The sequence below is a fragment of the Streptosporangium sp. H16 genome (genome assembly GCF_051918855.1).
Lineage (GTDB): Bacteria > Actinomycetota > Actinomycetes > Streptosporangiales > Streptosporangiaceae > Streptosporangium.
Window position 1 is genome coordinate 288565 of record NZ_JBPXMD010000005.1, and the last position, 16096, is coordinate 304660.

General features: G+C 71.5%; 15 protein-coding genes. 7 read left to right on the top strand and 8 right to left on the bottom strand.

The features are described 5' to 3' along the window. Positions 1–81 precede the first annotated feature (81 nt). From ACTOQ2_RS11260 to ACTOQ2_RS11270, 3 genes are all read left to right on the top strand, one after another. The gene (locus ACTOQ2_RS11260) at positions 82–2358 is read left to right on the top strand and encodes a tetratricopeptide repeat protein (protein ID WP_440099590.1); all 2277 of its coding nucleotides are present in this window, start codon (positions 82–84) and stop codon (positions 2356–2358) included. Between the two features lie 252 nt (positions 2359–2610). After that, positions 2611–3369, top strand: a complete 759-nt coding sequence (locus ACTOQ2_RS11265) for an SDR family NAD(P)-dependent oxidoreductase (RefSeq protein ID WP_440099591.1) — start codon at positions 2611–2613, stop codon at positions 3367–3369. Between the two features lie 204 nt (positions 3370–3573). Next, the gene (locus ACTOQ2_RS11270; RefSeq protein ID WP_440099592.1) at positions 3574–4254 is read left to right on the top strand and encodes an HNH endonuclease family protein; all 681 of its coding nucleotides are present in this window, start codon (positions 3574–3576) and stop codon (positions 4252–4254) included. Here ACTOQ2_RS11270 and ACTOQ2_RS11275 read toward each other — a convergent pair whose 3' ends face one another. The 3 genes from ACTOQ2_RS11275 to ACTOQ2_RS11285 form a co-directional block, all read right to left on the bottom strand. Then, positions 4255–4644, bottom strand: a complete 390-nt coding sequence (locus ACTOQ2_RS11275) for a PepSY domain-containing protein (RefSeq protein ID WP_440099593.1) — start codon at positions 4642–4644, stop codon at positions 4255–4257. Between the two features lie 135 nt (positions 4645–4779). Continuing rightward, complete coding sequence (locus ACTOQ2_RS11280; RefSeq protein WP_440099594.1) at positions 4780–5403, bottom strand: hypothetical protein; 624 nt, start codon at positions 5401–5403, stop codon at positions 4780–4782. Between the two features lie 176 nt (positions 5404–5579). Next, positions 5580–6461, bottom strand: a complete 882-nt coding sequence (locus ACTOQ2_RS11285) for an STAS domain-containing protein (protein ID WP_440099595.1) — start codon at positions 6459–6461, stop codon at positions 5580–5582. Positions 6462–6545: 84 nt separating this feature from the next. Between ACTOQ2_RS11285 and ACTOQ2_RS11290 the strand changes: the two genes are divergently transcribed. Both ACTOQ2_RS11290 and ACTOQ2_RS11295 read left to right on the top strand, forming a co-directional pair. Next, entirely contained in the window at positions 6546–7553 is a 1008-nt protein-coding gene (locus ACTOQ2_RS11290) for a chemotaxis protein CheB (protein ID WP_440099596.1), read from the top strand. Positions 7554–7584: 31 nt separating this feature from the next. Next, positions 7585–9579, top strand: coding sequence for a CheR family methyltransferase (locus ACTOQ2_RS11295; RefSeq protein WP_440099597.1), 1995 nt, complete (start codon positions 7585–7587; stop codon positions 9577–9579). Positions 9580–9595: 16 nt separating this feature from the next. Here the strand turns inward: ACTOQ2_RS11295 and ACTOQ2_RS11300 are convergent, their stop codons facing one another. Together ACTOQ2_RS11300 and ACTOQ2_RS11305 are read right to left on the bottom strand one after the other, a co-directional pair. Beyond that, positions 9596–10855 (bottom strand): HAMP domain-containing sensor histidine kinase, encoded by a 1260-nt coding sequence (locus ACTOQ2_RS11300; protein WP_440099598.1) that lies wholly within the window; start codon positions 10853–10855, stop codon positions 9596–9598. Beyond that, positions 10852–11535, bottom strand: coding sequence for a response regulator transcription factor (locus tag ACTOQ2_RS11305; protein ID WP_440083092.1), 684 nt, complete (start codon positions 11533–11535; stop codon positions 10852–10854). The genes ACTOQ2_RS11300 and ACTOQ2_RS11305 overlap by 4 nt, the downstream gene beginning before the upstream one ends. Positions 11536–11628: 93 nt before the next feature. Here ACTOQ2_RS11305 and ACTOQ2_RS11310 point away from each other — a divergent pair, with 93 nt between their 5' ends. Beyond that, positions 11629–12159 carry a hypothetical protein gene (locus ACTOQ2_RS11310; protein ID WP_440099599.1) on the top strand — a complete coding sequence of 177 codons (531 nt, stop codon included), beginning with the start codon at positions 11629–11631 and terminating at the stop codon, positions 12157–12159. A gap of 159 nt (positions 12160–12318) precedes the next feature. Here ACTOQ2_RS11310 and ACTOQ2_RS11315 read toward each other — a convergent pair whose 3' ends face one another. Next, a complete protein-coding gene (locus ACTOQ2_RS11315; protein ID WP_440099600.1) occupies positions 12319–13398 on the bottom strand; it encodes a CU044_5270 family protein in 1080 nt (359 codons plus the stop codon). Next, the gene (locus tag ACTOQ2_RS11320; protein ID WP_440099601.1) at positions 13395–13994 is read right to left on the bottom strand and encodes an RNA polymerase sigma factor; all 600 of its coding nucleotides are present in this window, start codon (positions 13992–13994) and stop codon (positions 13395–13397) included. The genes ACTOQ2_RS11315 and ACTOQ2_RS11320 overlap by 4 nt, the downstream gene beginning before the upstream one ends. Positions 13995–14195: 201 nt before the next feature. Between ACTOQ2_RS11320 and ACTOQ2_RS11325 the strand changes: the two genes are divergently transcribed. Further along, positions 14196–15125, top strand: coding sequence for an SPFH domain-containing protein (locus ACTOQ2_RS11325; RefSeq protein WP_440099602.1), 930 nt, complete (start codon positions 14196–14198; stop codon positions 15123–15125). A gap of 168 nt (positions 15126–15293) precedes the next feature. On the opposite strand, the gene ACTOQ2_RS11330 is transcribed toward ACTOQ2_RS11325, so the two are convergent. After that, positions 15294–16064, bottom strand: coding sequence for an IclR family transcriptional regulator (locus ACTOQ2_RS11330; RefSeq protein WP_440099603.1), 771 nt, complete (start codon positions 16062–16064; stop codon positions 15294–15296). Positions 16065–16096: the final 32 nt, after the last annotated feature.

Consider the following 16096-nt stretch of genomic DNA (forward strand, 5'->3'; position numbering starts at 1 on the left):
CGTGCGCGCCACCTGCCGCTTCGCCCCGGTGTTCGCCAAGCCGTTTGGGGCATGCTCGCCGACCTGGCAGACTGACGTCTCATGGACGTGGACATCTGGGCCTGGGTGGGCGACACCCAGCGGCAACTGCATGAAGCAGGTAACACCGGTCTGGCTATGGCGATCGGAGATGTGCCCGCGCAGGCGCTGGAAGGCCGATACGCGCAGCTCGACGTGCTCGCGCCCGCCATCGCGCAGCAGGCGGAGAACCTGCGGCTGCCCTGGCTGGAGTTCTACGCCCGCTACTGGCACCTGATCGGCCGCGTCGGCGACCGCGCGCAGGGGACGGTCGCGATCGCCGACGCCGAGACACTGGTGGAGTTCACCAAGCGGGAGGACGTGCGAGAGTGCCCGGCCGTGCCCGGTGCCGTCGTGGCGCTGGCCATCGCGCAGGCGAACGCCGACGGTCCCGGTTACGCCGCCGAGCGGCTGGCCGCGCTCTCGGCGCTGGACGTCGAGCCGGACTCGCTGGCCTTCGCCTCCGTCGCCGAGCACTACGTCGCGGCGCTGGTCGACGCGGGCCGGGTCGATGAGGCGATCTCGCACGCCGAGACCGCGGTGGCGGCGCTGGGCGGCGCGGGCCGCGAGGCGAGCTGGGAGCTGGGGGCCGCCTCGGCCCGCGCGCTGCTGGCCGCCGGCCGCGCCGAGGACGCGCTCACCGCGCTCGACGCCGCGACCGGTTTCAAGCCCGACGACCCGGTGGCCAAGGAACACCGCGAGGGAGTGCTCCGCGCGCTCGTGCTCGCCACCCTCGACCGGGTGCAGGAGTCCGTCGACGCCCTGCCCGACCTCGACGTGGTGGGCGACCACCCCCGCGTCTGGGTGGAGTGGTCGTACGCCATCCGCGCGCTCGCCGGAACGGCGCAGATCACCAACACCTGGCAGCTGGGCCGGGTGCTCAAGCAGTGGATCGACTACTTCGCCATGATGGGCGGCTACCGCGCCCGGGTCGAGCTGTCGCTCGTCGCCGGGCACCTGGCGGTCGCACGCCAGGGACTCTGGCAGGCGCGCCTCCTGGCCGATCTCGCGGAGTCGGCGGCCGGCGAGCTCAGGAACCCCGGCGACACCGCCAAGCGGATCGCCGAGCTGCGCACCGCCGCGGACGAGGCCACCCCGCTTCAGGCCCCGAGCCCCGAGGCCGAGCTGGTCGGTTCCTTCGACGCCGCCGACGGCTTCAACGCCGACCCGGAGCGCTGGGTGGGCTGGCTGACCCCGCTGTCCGGCCGTGACGTGGAGGCCACCCGGCGCCACACCACCACGCTGGGCTTCCTCGGTTACCCGGCCAGGGGCGCGGACATCTACTGGACCATGCTGGTCGAGTCCGGCGACATCGAGAACGCCGACCCGCAGGACGCCGCGTACCTCAGTGGCCTGCTGATCGAGGCGCGTCAGGACGAGCGTCTGGAGCAGATGGCCGAGCGGCTGCCCGACGCGCAGCGCCACCTCGCCCTGGGCCGCCTGTACACCGCGCGGGAGCGCTGGGAGCAGGCGGCGGCCGAGGGAGAGGCGGCGTTCGTCGCGGGCGCCGGCATCGAGGCGGCCCGCCTGTGGTCGGCCGCGGTGCAGCAACTCGGCGACAACGCCAAGGGCGCGGGCATCCTGCGCGACCTCCTCGACTCCGGGGAGATCGAGCAGCAGGACGTCTGGCGGATGGTCGTCATGGCGACGGCCGCCGAAGACTGGGAGACCGTCCGCCTGGGCGCCGCCAAGATCGGGATGCCGCTGCAGTCGAGCGAGGGGCCGATCGAGGAGGAGATGGGCCTGGTGCGCATCATCCTTCCCGCCCCCGACGGCAGCCAGCGCCAGGTCCTGAGCGTGCGCACCGGCCCCGCGACGGCGCGCCTGGCCATTCCCCAGCCTCCCGGCATGGAGTACAACGCGGGTGACCTGGTCGTCTTCGAGCCGCAGCTGCTCGAGCCGATCCCGGAGAGTGCCGAGGAGCAGGAGAACTTCGTCCCGCCCTTCGCGGCGGTCAGCATGCTCCGTCCGGGCGGCTACACCAGCTGGTTCTTCGACGGCGCCGCTCCCAGTCAGGCCGACTGGACGGAGTTCAACGACGTCATGGCCGAGCGCGGCTGGCCGATGTGGGTCTACAGCGACGACAACTACACCGTGAACCACCCGACCTCGGGCGAGCCGCTGCCCGGCGTGTTCGGCTGGATCGCGGTCCCGCCGGACGTCAGCCCGGTCGAGCTCGACGCGCTTCTGGACGACGCCACCGAGCGCTGGGTGCACCCGCTGGCCTGGCTCGACCTGGCCAAGGCCGTCGACGTCGAGGTGGAGCGGCACGAGAGGATCACCAAGGAGTACGGCCTGTAGGACGGCTCGCCACGGCCGCGCCCGGCGGCCCGTGGCGTCGTCCGGTCTCGGAAAAGTCGTCCGGTCTTGGAAAAGGGGAGGCGGCTCCTCCCTGACCACCTCGGAGCCCGGGAAGCCGTACCGTCCGTGCACCGCTCGGGCCATCGGCCGCACAGGACAACGCGTCGCCCGTGAGGAGAACCCTTACGGGCGATTCTCGTCGCGGTCACTAGAATCTCATTCGGCGCATTGGGCGGACGAAGGAGAATCCGGATGCTGGAACGATTCCGGCTGGACGGCAAGGTCGCGATCGTCACCGGCGCGTCCTCAGGACTGGGGGTCGCGTTCGCGAGGGGCCTGGCCGAGGCGGGCGCGGACATCGTGATCGGGGCCCGCAGGAAGGACCGCCTTGAGGAGACCCGCACCCTGGTCGAGGAGACCGGCAGGCGATGCGTGGCCCTTGTCACCGACGTGACCAGGCCGGAGGACTGCCAGGCGCTGGCCGAGGCGGCGGTGGCCGAGCTGGGCGCGGTGGACGTCCTGATCAACAACGCCGGCGTGGGCTCGGCGGTCCCGGCGCTGAAGGAGACGCCCGAGCAGTTCCGCCAGGTCGTGGACGTCAACCTGCACGGCACCTACTGGATGGCACAGGCCTGCGCCAGGCTCATGCGGCCGGGCTCCTCGATCGTCAACGTCGGGAGCATCCTGGGCGAGACGACCGCCGGGCTGCCGCAGGCCGCCTACAGCGCCTCCAAGGCGGGGGTCGTCGGCCTCACGCGCGATCTCGCCCAGCAGTGGACGGGACGGCGCGGCATCCGGGTCAACTGCCTTGAGCCGGGTTTCTTCACCTCGGAGATGACCGACCAGTACGCCGAGGGCTATCTGACCTGGCACCTTGAGCACCGGGTGCTGATGAGGCGCCCCGGCGATCCGGCCGAGCTCGTCGCCGCCGCGATCTTCCTCGCCTCGGACGCCGCCTCGTACGTCACCGGTGCGGTGATCCCGGTCGACGGCGGGATCCTGATCACCTGATCTCCAGGGGGTGATCACCTGGTCCGGTGACCGTGGCGCGCTTGTGAGGGTATTTGTGCAGGTCACGTGAGGGATGTCGTTAAGGCGTGAATTGATGCGCCGGAAATTCTCGTGTCCCCCCAAAGACTGCTTGAGGCTTTTAAGATTGAGGACGTTATCTGAGGTAATTTGCCGCTTCAGAGAGTGATGCGCGTGAGAGGTGGCATGGTGCGGACTGCGCTGGTACGAGGTGTGGTCGTCGCGACGATCGCGTTCACGGTGGCGGGCTGCGGCCCGGTGCCGGACGGAGGTGTGGACGACGGGGCGCAGTCCTCCGGAGGGGGGAAATCCGCGTCCGAGGCGCTCAAGGATCTGAAGAAATTGCAGGTCAAGGGGCGCGCCTCGATGACCGGGTTCGACCGCGACGAATTCGGTTCCGCGTGGTCGGACGTCGACGGGAACGGCTGTGACACCCGCAACGACATTCTCATTCGCGACCTGAAGGAAGAGGTCTTCAAGAAGGGCGAGGACGGCTGCGTCGTGCAGTCCGGAATTCTCGAGGATCCGTACAGCGGCAAGACCATCAAGTTCGAGCGCGGGACGCGGACCAGCATGGCGGTGCAGATCGACCACGTGGTCGCGCTCGCCGACGCCTGGCAGAAGGGCGCCCAGCAGATGTCCGAGTCCAAGCGGAAGGAACTCGCCAACGACCCGCTGAACCTGCTGGCCGTGGACGGGCCGCTGAACAGCCAGAAGGGCGCCGGAGACGCGGCGACCTGGCTGCCGCCGCGCCGCGCCTACCGGTGCCCCTACGTCGAGCGTCAGATCAGGGTGAAGGTCAAGTACGACCTTTGGGTGACGTCCGGCGAGAAGGACGCCATGGAGTCCGTTCTCAAGTCCTGCTGATCAGTCGTCGTAGTCGCGCTTCAACTTGATGATCTTTCCGGTCTTCGCCGACACGTAGACGTCGTACTCCCAGGCGCCCTTGTGCAGCTCGACCTTCCAGGCCCGCCGGCCGTGCTCCCACTCGCGCTCGACCTTGCTGACGCGCGCGCCGGGAACGCGCTTCTTGGCGATCTGCACGGCCTTGCGGGAGGAGATGCCCGCCGAGGTGGTGACCGGTGCGGCGTCCGTGCCCGTGGCGCCGGTCGCGGTCGCACCGGTCGTACCGGTGCCACCCGCGGTGGCGGTGATCGCCGCGCTGTCCGGCTGCGCGGCGAGAGCGATGCCGCCTCCACCGATCAGGAGAGCGGCGGTCGCCAGGGTTCCGACAGTGATCTTGGCAATTCGTGTCATATGCCAAGATTTGCGTAGACTTTGCTAGGGGCGCGCTAAGGGACCGTTAACCAAAGGCGAGTTCGGCCCGTCGCTGAATTCCGGCGCGTTTTCGTACGCCACTTCAGGTTCGTGCGCCACTTCAGGAAGACCGCATCAGGGGCCGGTCCGCCCGGGGTCGTCTTTCCGGAGATCCTCAGGGTCGTCTTTCCGGAGATCGGGGCCCGCCCGCTCGGCCATGGACGCCCGGTGCTCGTCGGCGGCGGCCTGGCGGCGATGCGTCAGCGCCTGGAGCCGGTGGGTCTCCGCGTCCCCGCTTCCCGCCGTCGCGGCCCGGTCGTGGCTCGCGGCCGCGTTCCGGTGGGCCTGGGCCGCCGACCGGTATCCGGCCACCGCGCGCTCCCTGGCCTGGTCGGCCCGCAGGCGCGCCTTTCCCAGGTGGGCGTCGGCGCGGTCCGTCCGCTCGGCGCGGTCCGTCCGCTCGGCCTGGTCCGTCCGCTCGGCGCGCGACGAGAGTGACTCGGGGGGTGAGAGTGAGCCGGAGGACGAGGGAAACGCGGGGGACGGCGGGGACGGGGGCGGCGGGGAGGCGCGTGACATCGGCGCGGTCTCGCCGCGGGCGAGCTCGTGCCGGCGCTCGGCGGCCTGCCCGGCCCGCTCGCCGGCCTGGACGATGCGCTCGCGAGTGCGCTCGCTCCACTCCCTGCGGGCCTCGCGGCGCTCGTCCTGTGGCTCGTCGTAGGCGTCTGAGCTGTCGTGGATCTCGGGATCGCCCGCCATATGGCTTGCCCTTCGTGGAACCGCGGTAGCGGCTCAGCGGAATTCCCCTCCCTCAGGGAAGCGGAAAAGTCACGACATCATGCTTTCCGGCATGGCCGCGGATAACCGCGAGGGCGCCTGATCATCCGCTCGGCGACCCGGCCGCGGTGCGCCTCGGCCGGATCCGCCGGGAAGTCTCAGCCGGACCCGGCAGGGAAGGAGGCGGCGAGCTCGCGCGCCCGATCCGCCTTCGCCCGGTCGGCGTGGTCGTCGCAGGCCAGCCTCACCGCGGCCCGCATCGCGAGGTGGGCGTCCAGCCCGGCCTGGAGGGCGGCCATCCGGTCGTGGATCTCGGCCAGCGTCGCGCAGGTCGTCTGCGTCTGGAGGTGGAGCGTCTCCAGGCGTGCCGCCGCCTCCCGCCTCAGCCGCGCGGCCCTCTCCAGCGCCGGGTGCGCCGCGCGTTCGGCGGGAGGGTGTCCCGGGTCCGGCTCGGCCCGGGGCGGCGTGCTCTCCTTAGGCGTGCTCTCCTTAAGGGAGGCGATGCGCCCCCGGAGCGTCGTGCTCTCCTGCTCCCAGGGGGAGGTGTGCTCCGGCGGGGTGGCATCCGGTGGGGAGGACTTCTCCGAATCCGGGATCCCGGCGCGCCGGGTGGCGTCCCGGTGGGTGCGGCGCCTGCCGCCGATGCGCCGCAGGGCCGGGAGGTGCCGTGGGGGGAGCGGTGGGATCTCGGGAAAATCGTCCAGGCCGGAGGCGTCGACCAGGCCGGGGTGCTCGGGCTCCTGCGCTCCCCAGAGCACGGTGAACAGCCGGACCACGGCCGGGGAGGGGACGACGAACAACTCTCCTCCGGCCGCGCGGAGGGCCTCGTGAATCCGCTCCAGCGCCCGGGCCCCGCTGACGTCGCAGAAAAGCAGCTCGCCGGCGTCCACGAGGATGTGTCGTATGCCTCTGAGCATGAGCGACTCCAGCTCCGACTCCAGCAGCCGGTAGTTGAAGGCGTCTATCTCGCCCATCACGGCCACCAGGGCCGTGTCACCATATTGATGAATGACATACACCGACATATCCATATTGGCCATACCCTTCAAGGGTCTTTCAGGGGCCCCGCCGACAATCCTACGGTTCCCCAGTATGAATGGGTCCCGACGGGATAGAAGCTAAATGTGGCAGGTTCCAGCGGGCGTGATGTGGTGGTCGTCGCGGCTTCGGCCGGTGGTGTGGAGGCTCTGCGCGCCCTGCTCGCGCGGTTGCCCGGCGATCTCGCCGCCTCCGTCCTCGTGGTGTTGCACCTGCCCCCCCGCGGGGGGAGCAGCCTCGCGGGGATCCTCGACCGGGCCGGGCCGCTGGAGGCCGCCACCGCGGGAGACGGCGAGCCCCTGCGGCACGGCCGGGTCTACGTGGCGCCTCCTGACCGCCACCTGATGGTCCGGGACGGCGCGATCAGGCTCTCGCGCGGCCCCCGCTACAACGGTCACCGGCCGGCCGCCGACCCGCTGTTCCTCAGCGCCGCGCTGGACGCGGGTCCCCGTACGCTCGCCGTCGTGCTGAGCGGCACGCTCGACGACGGGGCGAGGGGGTGCGCCGTGGTGGAGCGCCATCTCGGCGCGGTCGCCGTCCAGGATCCCCGGCAGAGCATGTTCGACGGGATGCCCCGCGCCGCCCTGGCCGCGGCACGGAGCGCGGAGGCGTTCCCTGTGGAGGAGATCGCCGAGTGGATCGTGCGGCAGAGCCGCACGATCGTCGAGGACGAGGTCGTGAAGGATCCGGGCATCGAGAAAGAGGTCGCCCTCTACCTGTTATCCGGTGAGATCGGCCCGTACGGGGGCGATCTCACCGGATTGAGCTGCCCGGAGTGCGGCGGCCCCGTGTACGAGGCGAAGAACGGCGGCGAGGCCCACTACGGCTGCCGGGTGGGTCACGGATGGTCCCCGCAGGGCATGGCCGCGAGCCAGGCCGAGGCCGTGGAGCGGGCGCTGTGGACGGCGGTCCTGCGGCTGGAGGAGCGGCTGCGCATGCTGGAGCGCATGCTGGGGCGCGCGGAGGCGCAGGGAAGGAAACACTCGTCGCGGCGCCTGCGGGAGGACGCCGAGCAGACCAGGCAGGCACTGGAGACGATGCGAATGCTACAAAGCCGCATCGACGGCACCGGGGACACCCTTGCCCTCACGTAGCGGTCGGTGACGGGCCTAGGCTGGCAGTGTGATGCCCGGCGACGAACGTGAATTCGACGACCTCCTGCTCATGTTGAAGGAGACGCGCGGCTTCGACTTCACGGGATATAAGCGCACCACCCTCATGCGCCGCATCAGCAGGCGTCTGGAGGCGCTCAAGCTCCGTGACTACGGCGAGTACCGGGACTATCTGGAGCTGGAACCCGAGGAGTTCAACCGGCTCTTCGACAGCCTGCTGATCAACGTCACCGCCTTCTTCCGCGATCCGGCCGCCTGGCAGACGCTCCGCGAGACCGTGATCCCCAGCCTGCTGGCGAGCAAGGGGCCCGGCAAGGTGATCCGGATCTGGAGCGCCGGCTGCGCGACGGGCGAGGAGGCCTACAGCCTCGCGATGGTGCTGGCCGAAGAGCTCGGCATGGACGATTTCCGCGAGCGGGTGAAGATATACGCCACGGACCTCGACCAGAAGGCCCTCCAGACGGCGCGGACGGCCGTGTACAGCGAGCGGCAGCTCGCCGAGGTGCCGGAAGATCTGCGCCAGACCTACTTCGAGCCGGTGGAGGCCGGTTTCGCGTTCCGGCGCGACCTGCGACGCCAGCTGATCTTCGGTCGCAACGATCTCACGCGCGACGCGCCGATCTCCCGGGTCGACCTCCTGCTGGCCCGCAACACGCTGATGTACTTCAACAGCGAGACCCAGCTCAGCATCGTGCGCCGGTTTCACTTCGCGCTCTCCGACCCCGGCTACCTCTTCCTGGGCAAGGCGGAGATGCTGCTGAACCACGGCGACAGGTTCGAGCCGGTGAACCTCCGGATGAGGCTGTTCAAGAAGATCGGATCGCCGCCGCCGGGCAGCAGGACCACCTGGGCCCCCGGTGCCGGCGTGTCGCAGACCCGCCCGTACGTGCGGCACACGGTGCTGCAGGCGGCGGCGCTCGCCACCGGCCCGGTCGCGCAGATCGCGCTCGACCGCTCCAGGAACCTCGTCCTGGCGAACTCGCGCGCCGAACTGCTCTTCAACCTCAACCCCCGAGACATCGGGCGGCCGTTCCAGGACCTGGAGGTGTCCTACCGGCCGGTCGAGCTCCGCTCGGTGATCGAGCAGGTGGAGCTGGACCTGCGCGTCGCCGAGCTGCAGGACGTCACCTGGCACCGGCCGAACACGCCGGAGCCGAGCGTCTTCGACATCGCAGTCGTCCCGCTCCTGGAGCCGGGCGGTGAGCTGGTCGGTGTCGGCGTCACCTTCCACGAGGTGACGCGCTACCGCCAGCTTCGCGACCGGCTGGAGCAGACGAACCGGGAGCTGGAGCACGCCTACGAGGAGCTGCAGTCCACCAACGAGGAGCTGGAGACCACCAACGAGGAGCTGCAGTCCACCAACGAGGAGCTGGAGACCACCAACGAGGAGCTGCAGTCCACCAACGAGGAGCTGGAGACCACCAACGAGGAGCTGCAGTCCACCAACGAGGAGCTGGAGACCACCAACGAGGAGCTGCAGTCCACCAACGAGGAGCTGGAGACCACCAACGAGGAGCTGCAGTCCACCAACGAGGAGCTGGAGACGATGAACGAGGAGCTGCAGTCGACCAACGACGAGCTCCAGCAGATCAACGACACCCTCAACTCCCGCAGTGACGAGCTCAAGCGGGCCACCCTCCTCGTCTCCTCGGTGGTGCGCAGCCTCGGCGACGCCGTGGCCGTGATCGACACCGACACGCGGGTGGTGATCTGGAGCCCGGGAGCCGAGGAGCTGTGGGGGCTCCGCGCCGACGAGGCGATCGGCTGCCGGCTGGCCTCCCTCGACATCGGCCTCCCCGTCGCGGAGCTTCTGACCAGGGCTCAGCGGATGCTGGAGGCGGGGCCCGAGCCGGGGAACGGCCGCGCCGACGCCGTCACCCTGGACGGCGTGAACCGGAGGGGACGTCCCGCCCGGCTCAACGCCGAGCTCTCCCTCCTGCACACCGACGACATGTCGCCCCATGGAGTGATCATGGTGATGAACCTCCTCCAGCAGGAGCGGGAGTAGCCTTCCGCCCTCGGCCTCAGGGCGTGACGGCCGGCAGGAACAGGATCACGCTCGCCCCGCCCTCGGGGGAGGCCCCCAGGGACAGCGAGCCACCCGCCGACTCCGCCGTCCGGCGGGCGATGTCGAGGCCGAGACCGGTCGACCCGGCACCGCTCTCGCCGCGCTGCGACGGGTCGGGCGTGGCGAAGCCGGGACCGGCGTCGGCGACGGTCAGCAGCGCGCCGCCGCCGGTCGCCTCCAGCCGTACGGAGAACGAGACCCCCTCCGGCGTGTGCGCGAACACGTTGCCGAGCAGGGCGTCCACGCAGGCGGCGAGGTCGTCCGCGGCGACCCCGACCGGCAGCGGGCCGGGGACCAGATCGAGGGTGAAGTGCCGCGACTGGTCCTCGGCGAGCACCGACCAGAACGCGACCCGCGCCCCGGTCACCGCCGCCGCGTCGCACTCGGCCCGCTCACGCCCCCGCCGCCTGGCCTCGGTGATCACCGAGGTGACGGCGCGTTCCAGGGCGTCCACCCGCGCCTCGATCCTGGCCGACTCCTCGAGATCGGCCAGCGACTCCGCCTCCAGCCTCAGCCCGGTCAGCGGGGTGCGCAGCCGGTGGGACAGGTCGGCGGCGCTCTCCCGCTCCTCCGCGAGCAGACCGGTGATGCGCTCGGCCAGGTGGTTGAGGGCGACGCCGACCGCCTGCACCTCCGGAGGGCCGTCGGGCACCGTCCTGGCGGACAGATCGCCCGCCGCGAGCCGGTGCGACACCCCCGCCAGCGCGGTGATCGGCCTGATCACCGCGCGGGCCAGCCGGTCGCCGACCAGCACGCCCAGCCCGACCAGGGCCAGGCCGAGCGCCGCCAGCCCGGCCCAGACCTGGGGCACGCCCCTGGTCAGGCGGCCGTCGTCCAGGAACACCCGGACCACCGCCGTACCCCCGGGTGCCCCCTGGACCGCGACCAGGATCTCCCGCCCGCCGGGGGCGGCGGCGGTGACGCTGCGACCGCGGGAGGCCAGTTCCACGGCGGCGGAGCGCGGGGCGGGATCGCCGATCACCTCGCCGCCGGGGAGGAAGACCGTGACCGGATGCTCGGCCTGCTCCGCGGTGAGCCGCAGGGTCTCGGTGTCCACCGCGCCGACCACGACCGCCACCGACTCGGCCTCGCTCTCGGCCTCGCTGACCGCCCCGCTCACCGCCACCGTGCGGACCAGCAGGGCGAGCGGGACCAGCAGCGCGATCAGCACGAGGGAGGTGGTCGCCGCGACCAGCAGGGTCAGCCAGCGCCTCATGCCGGGGCGGCCAGCCGCACGCCGACACCCCTGACGGTCTGCAGGTAGCGGGGCTCCTGGGACGTCTCGCCCAGCTTGCGGCGCAGCCAGGAGAGGTGGACGTCCACCGTCTTGTCGGCTCCGCCGTAGGGGATCTGCCAGACGTGGGTGAGCAGCTCCCGCTTGGTGACCACCTCGCCGGGCCGGGCCGCCAGGTAGTGGAGCAGGTCGAACTCCCGGGGACTCAGATCCAGCGGCGTCCCGTCCAGGGTCGCCTCCCGGGTGCGCGGGTCGATCCGCAGGCCCCCCACGGTGACCGCGCTGTCGGCGCGGCTCTCACCGGCCACCCGCCGGAGCACCGCGCGGATCCGCGCGTCGAGCTGGGCCGCGCTGAACGGCTTGACCACGTAGTCGTCGGCACCCGCGTCCAGCAACCTGACCATCTCCGCGTCGCCGTCCCGCGCGGTCGCCACGATCACCGGGACCCGGCTCACCGCGCGGAGCATCCGCAGCAGGTCCAGGCCGTCCATGTCGGGCAGACCGAGGTCGAGGACGACCAGGTCGGGGCGTTCCTCGACGGCCAGCCGCAGGCCGTCGAGAGCGGCGGGGGCGGACGACACGGCGTGGCCGCGGTCGCGCAGGCCCCGGGTGAGGGAGGTGCGGATCGCGACGTCGTCCTCGATGAGCAGCACGTTCGACATTTGCCGTCACGTTAGCCCCCTTCCGTACCGCGTCAAAAGCGGGTTAGCGGCTCCTTAGCGTTGTCTTATCGTTTCCGGTGGCACAGTGAGGGCATGCGCAAGCGTCTTTCCCTGGTCGTGGCCGGGTGGCTGATCACCGGGCTCCTCGCGATCGGAGTGGGGGTGGCGGTGATCGACCGGCTCAGCGAGCCGCTGACGGACACCGGGCTCCGGCCGCTCTCCGCCGCCGAGGTCGACGAGGCGCTCGCCCTCGCCTCGTCCCTGCCCAACGCCCTTCCCCCGTCCGTCCCGCCCTCCGTCCCCCCGTCCGCTCCTCTCGCCGAGGGCACCCCGGACCCCGCCGGGCCCACTCCCGCGCCGACCGTCACCACCACCGCCACGCCCGCCCCGGAGCCCGGCAAGAGCCGGTTGATCACCACGGTGGGCGGCAAGGTCATCGCCCGGTGCGAGAACGGCCTGGTCACCCTCCGGTCCTGGAGCCCCGCCCAGGGATTCCAGGCCGACGACGTCGAGCGCGGACCCGCCGGCCGGGCCCGCGTCGAGTTCGAGTCCGAGGAGGACGAGGTCAAGGTCGAGGTCCACTGCGCGGCCGACGGATCACCCGTCCACAGCGTTCACGCCTGACCACGAAGGGCGGAGCAGGGAACCCCGGGCCCGTCTCGCGCACCGTCCGGCCGGCAGGCGGGGCCGGAGAACCGGAGGCCCGTCTCGCGCACCGTCCGGCCGGTCAGCGGCGCCGGGAACCCCGGGCCCGCGGTGCGGGCGGGACCGGGAGGGCGGCTGTCAGCCGCATTTGTCCGCGTCCGTGATCTCCACCTCGGGAGCCTCGTCGGCCACGGTGACCGAGAGCCGGGCGGTCGAGGCGACCAGGCTGCCCTTGGGAGACCTGGCGGCCTTCTCGTCGACCACGATCCCGCGCTCGCCGAGCAGCTCGTACGTCTTCGCGTCGAAGATCAGATCCTCCCTGACGCCGCCGACGCCGACCCGGCCGACGCCGATCCCCTGGCGTCCCGCCGCGTCCTCGGCCCGCTCGGTGACGTCGACCCCGGGGATGGTGCCCACCGCCTTGAACAGTGCCGCCCGTTGCGCCGGAGGCATGTAGGTCTCCCTGAGCATGTCGCCCGCCGCGGTGAAGGCCGCCTCGTCCTTGGAGTTGCCACCCCGGTCGCCGGTGTAGAGGTGGGCGCGCATCCCCTCGACGTCCGTGGGGAGCTTCTTGAGCGCGGCGTGGTCGGTGCGCATGTAGTCGGGGGTCTTCCCGCAGTTCACCAGCGGGAGCGTCTCGACGCCGGTCCGCTCGTACGCGCTCTCGGGGATCGGCCAGCCCGGGTAGGCCTTGGGCTCCAGGTGTTCGATCCGCACCACGCCGTTCCTCGTCCCATCGGCCGACAGCCAGATGGCCCGCTTGGTCCGGTAGAGGTAGCGGGTCTCCCCGCCGGCCTCACCCGTCTCCGCGTTCGTGGCCTCGTCGCCGTAGAAGCCGTACATCGTCTCCGACTCGACCTTGACGAACTGGTCGTCACGCGGCGCCAGGTCCGTCCGCACGGTCGCCCGCGCCGCCCTGTCGAGCACCTCGCCCGCCGAGACGGCGACGATTTTTGGCATCGTCACCACGACCTCCTCCACGGGGCCCGGCGAACCGCCGGGAGCCCGTGCCAGGGTGATCGCGGTCGCCCCCACCGCCACCGCGAGCGCCCCGGCCAGGGCCATCGCGTACGGTCCGCGCCACCGCGGCCGCCAACCCCGGGCCTGCGGCGTGGCGGCCGCGACCAGCCCCCGCCGGGCCGCCTGCCTCGCCTGGTCGTCGTACGGGGAAGCCTCGGGCCGGATGGCGGCCACCAGCTGGATCTCGTCGTCGTTCATCTGTGCGACTCCAGGGAGCGGCGGATCTTGGTCCGGGTGCGGGAGAGGCGGGACCTGACGGTCCCGATCGGGATGCCGAGCGCCTGCGCGGCCTCCTCGTAGGTCAGGTCGGCCCAGGCCACCAGCAGGAGCAGGTCCCGCTCGGCGGAGCCGAGCCCGGCCAGCGCGGCGGCGAGGGCGGGCCTGAGCCGGTCGGCGGTGACGCGCTCGGCGCTGCGGTCCTCGAACTCGGCCGCGCGCTCGGGAGCCTGCCGGGCGAGCGCCTTCAGCCTGCGGGTCTCCGACCTGCGGTGACCGGAGATCAGGTTGGAGGCGATCCCGTACAGCCAGGGTCTGGCGTCGGCGCGGCCGAGGTCGTACCGGGCCCGCTTGCGGAAGGCCGCGAGGAATGTCTCGGCCGTCACGTCGTCGGCCGTGGTCACGTCGTCCAGCCGCCGCGCCACGTACCGGTGGATCTCGTCGGCGTGGCGGTCGAAGAGTCCCGCGAACCGGTCGGGGTCCGTCAGGGACTCCCCGATCAGTGTCGCGTCGGTCGTGTCGTCGGCGGGTGTGGGCGGCGGGAAGGCCCCGGCCCGTTGGGGGAGACCCAGTGTCACCACCCGCTTCGTCCAGTCGTTGTCACGGTGCATCCTTACCGGAGCGCGTCCGCGCTCTCACCTCCTACTCCGCCGGTCACCTGCATCGGGTTCCATAGATGTATATGTCTCCCTTGGGCGTCGAGTCGCCGGAGGCCCCACCGTCCGTGATCGGCCGCCACTAAGCTCCGCCTTCACGAAACGGGTGCAAAGGGAGAGATGATGAGCGCTCAGAAGGCCGGTGGCGGCAGGCGGTTGTTGCTGAAGGGGTTCCTCCTCGTGGTCGCCCTGCTGGTGGTCTCCGGGTTCGCCCTCAGCGCGTGCTCGCGGGTGAGCACCCAGCCCGACGAGGTGGTCCTGCACTACGCGGGCGGTGCCCTGGAGGCCATCAAGTTCGAGAAGTGCATCAACCCCTCCAGCGGCGCCACGCTCCTGGGCCCCGGCGACAACGGATACTCCTACCCGTTCGGCCAGCGGACCTTCGACTTCTCCGGGGCGGACGACGCCGAGTCCAAGCCGCTGTCCGTGGTCTCCAAGGACAACGTGGAGATGACCGTGTCCGGGGTGGCGACGTTCACGCTGAACACCGACTGCAGGACGCTCCAGCAGTTCCACGAGAAGATCGGGCTGAAGTTCCGCGCCTACTACGAGGAGGGCGAGTCGTCCGACGGCTGGCGGCGGATGCTCAACATCTACATGCGGGTGCCGCTGGACCGCGCGCTGGACGCCGCCTCGCAGGAGTTCGAGTGGCGGGGACTGTTCAACGACCCGAAGGTGAAGCAGGCCTGGGAGGCGCGGGTCGGCCAGCTCGCCAGGGAGTTCATCAAGGCGACGGCCGGGGGCGACTACTTCTGCAACCAGAACTACGGGGGCAGCGGGCAGTGCGGTGACATCTCCCTGACCATCCAGAAGCCCGAGCCGCCGGAGGCGCTGGTCGCCGCTCTGGCCTCGGAGCAGGCGGCCAAGGCGGAGAACGTCGCGCAGACCCAGCGCAACGCCAAGGTCCGCACCGAGATCGAATCGATCAAGGACCTGGTCAAGGTTCTCGGCCCGCAGGGCGCCGTGCTCTGGCAGGCCATCCAGAAGGGGCAGGTCAGCGTGGTGCCGGTGCCGCAGGGCAGCGACCTCAATATCACCCCTCAGGGCCGCTGACCCCGGCGCCCGGAACCCTCGCCCGGCCGTCGCAGGAAGGGGGCGGCCGGGGAGTCGCCGGGGAGTCAGGGCAGAAAGTGTGCCCGTCCCCGGAATCCTCGTCCTGCGGCCGCCGCCGGATGATCCCGTGGCCGCCTCACGCCGTATCCGCCGGGGTGGGCGACCGGCTCACGACGTGCGGTCCGCCCGGTCGGGCATGACCGGGCCCAGCTCGGCGCCGAAGTCGTGCGCGATCCTGCGCATGCCCTCGGCGAGGTCCCGCTGGTCGAGCGCGGTGATGCGCTCGGCCGGTCCGGACACCGACAGCGCGGCGATCGTCCGCGCCCCGTCCCGTACGCCCACCGCCAGGCAGTGCACGCCCAGCTCCTCCTCGCCCAGGTCCATCGCGTACCCGTGCTCTCGCACCCGCTCCAGCTCGGCGAGCATCCCGGGCAGGTCGGTGATCGTGTTGGCGGTCCTGCGCGGCATACCGGTCCGCTCGACCAGCGACGCCACCTCGGTGTCCGCCCTGCCGGCCATCAGGACCTTCCCCACGGCCGTGCTGTGCGGCAGCACCCGCCTGCCGACCTCCGCGAACATCCGCAGCCGCCTCGGCGAGGGCACCTGGGCGACGTAGACCACGAAGTCACCCTCCAGCACCGCCAGGTTGGCCGTCTCGCCCGACAGCTCGACCAGCCTCGTCAGGTACGGCTGCGCCCACACGCCGACCATGCGCTCGGCCACCCCGCCGAGCCGCACCAGCGCGCCGCCCAGGGCGTAGCGGCGGTCGGACTCCTGGCGTACGTAGCCCCGGGCGAGGAGCGTGCGCAGCAGCCGGTGGATCGTCCCGTACGGCAGCCCGGTGCCGGCCGCGATCTCCGAGAGCCCGGCCTCGCCGCCCCGCTCGGCCAGCGCCTCCAGCACGTCCAGCGCCCGGTCGACCGACTGCACCGCGCTCATGCGCCCCCCTCGATCCCGCACCGGCCGGGCGG

Bases quoted from the DNA above. Each gene is read 5' to 3' on its own strand.
- ACTOQ2_RS11295 (WP_440099597.1), top strand. From the start codon at position 7,585: ATGCCCGGCGACGAACGTGAATTCGACGACCTCCTGCTCATGTTGAAG.
- ACTOQ2_RS11270 (WP_440099592.1), top strand. From the start codon at position 3,574: ATGGTGCGGACTGCGCTGGTACGAGGTGTGGTCGTCGCGACGATCGCG.
- ACTOQ2_RS11260 (WP_440099590.1), top strand. From the start codon at position 82: ATGGACGTGGACATCTGGGCCTGGGTGGGCGACACCCAGCGGCAACTG.
- ACTOQ2_RS11275 (WP_440099593.1), bottom strand. From the start codon at position 4,644: ATGACACGAATTGCCAAGATCACTGTCGGAACCCTGGCGACCGCCGCT.
- ACTOQ2_RS11325 (WP_440099602.1), top strand. From the start codon at position 14,196: ATGAGCGCTCAGAAGGCCGGTGGCGGCAGGCGGTTGTTGCTGAAGGGG.
- ACTOQ2_RS11305 (WP_440083092.1), bottom strand. From the start codon at position 11,535: ATGTCGAACGTGCTGCTCATCGAGGACGACGTCGCGATCCGCACCTCC.
- ACTOQ2_RS11300 (WP_440099598.1), bottom strand. From the start codon at position 10,855: ATGAGGCGCTGGCTGACCCTGCTGGTCGCGGCGACCACCTCCCTCGTG.
- ACTOQ2_RS11310 (WP_440099599.1), top strand. From the start codon at position 11,629: ATGCGCAAGCGTCTTTCCCTGGTCGTGGCCGGGTGGCTGATCACCGGG.
- ACTOQ2_RS11265 (WP_440099591.1), top strand. From the start codon at position 2,611: ATGCTGGAACGATTCCGGCTGGACGGCAAGGTCGCGATCGTCACCGGC.
- ACTOQ2_RS11285 (WP_440099595.1), bottom strand. From the start codon at position 6,461: ATGGCCAATATGGATATGTCGGTGTATGTCATTCATCAATATGGTGAC.
- ACTOQ2_RS11280 (WP_440099594.1), bottom strand. From the start codon at position 5,403: ATGGCGGGCGATCCCGAGATCCACGACAGCTCAGACGCCTACGACGAG.
- ACTOQ2_RS11315 (WP_440099600.1), bottom strand. From the start codon at position 13,398: ATGAACGACGACGAGATCCAGCTGGTGGCCGCCATCCGGCCCGAGGCT.
- ACTOQ2_RS11330 (WP_440099603.1), bottom strand. From the start codon at position 16,064: ATGAGCGCGGTGCAGTCGGTCGACCGGGCGCTGGACGTGCTGGAGGCG.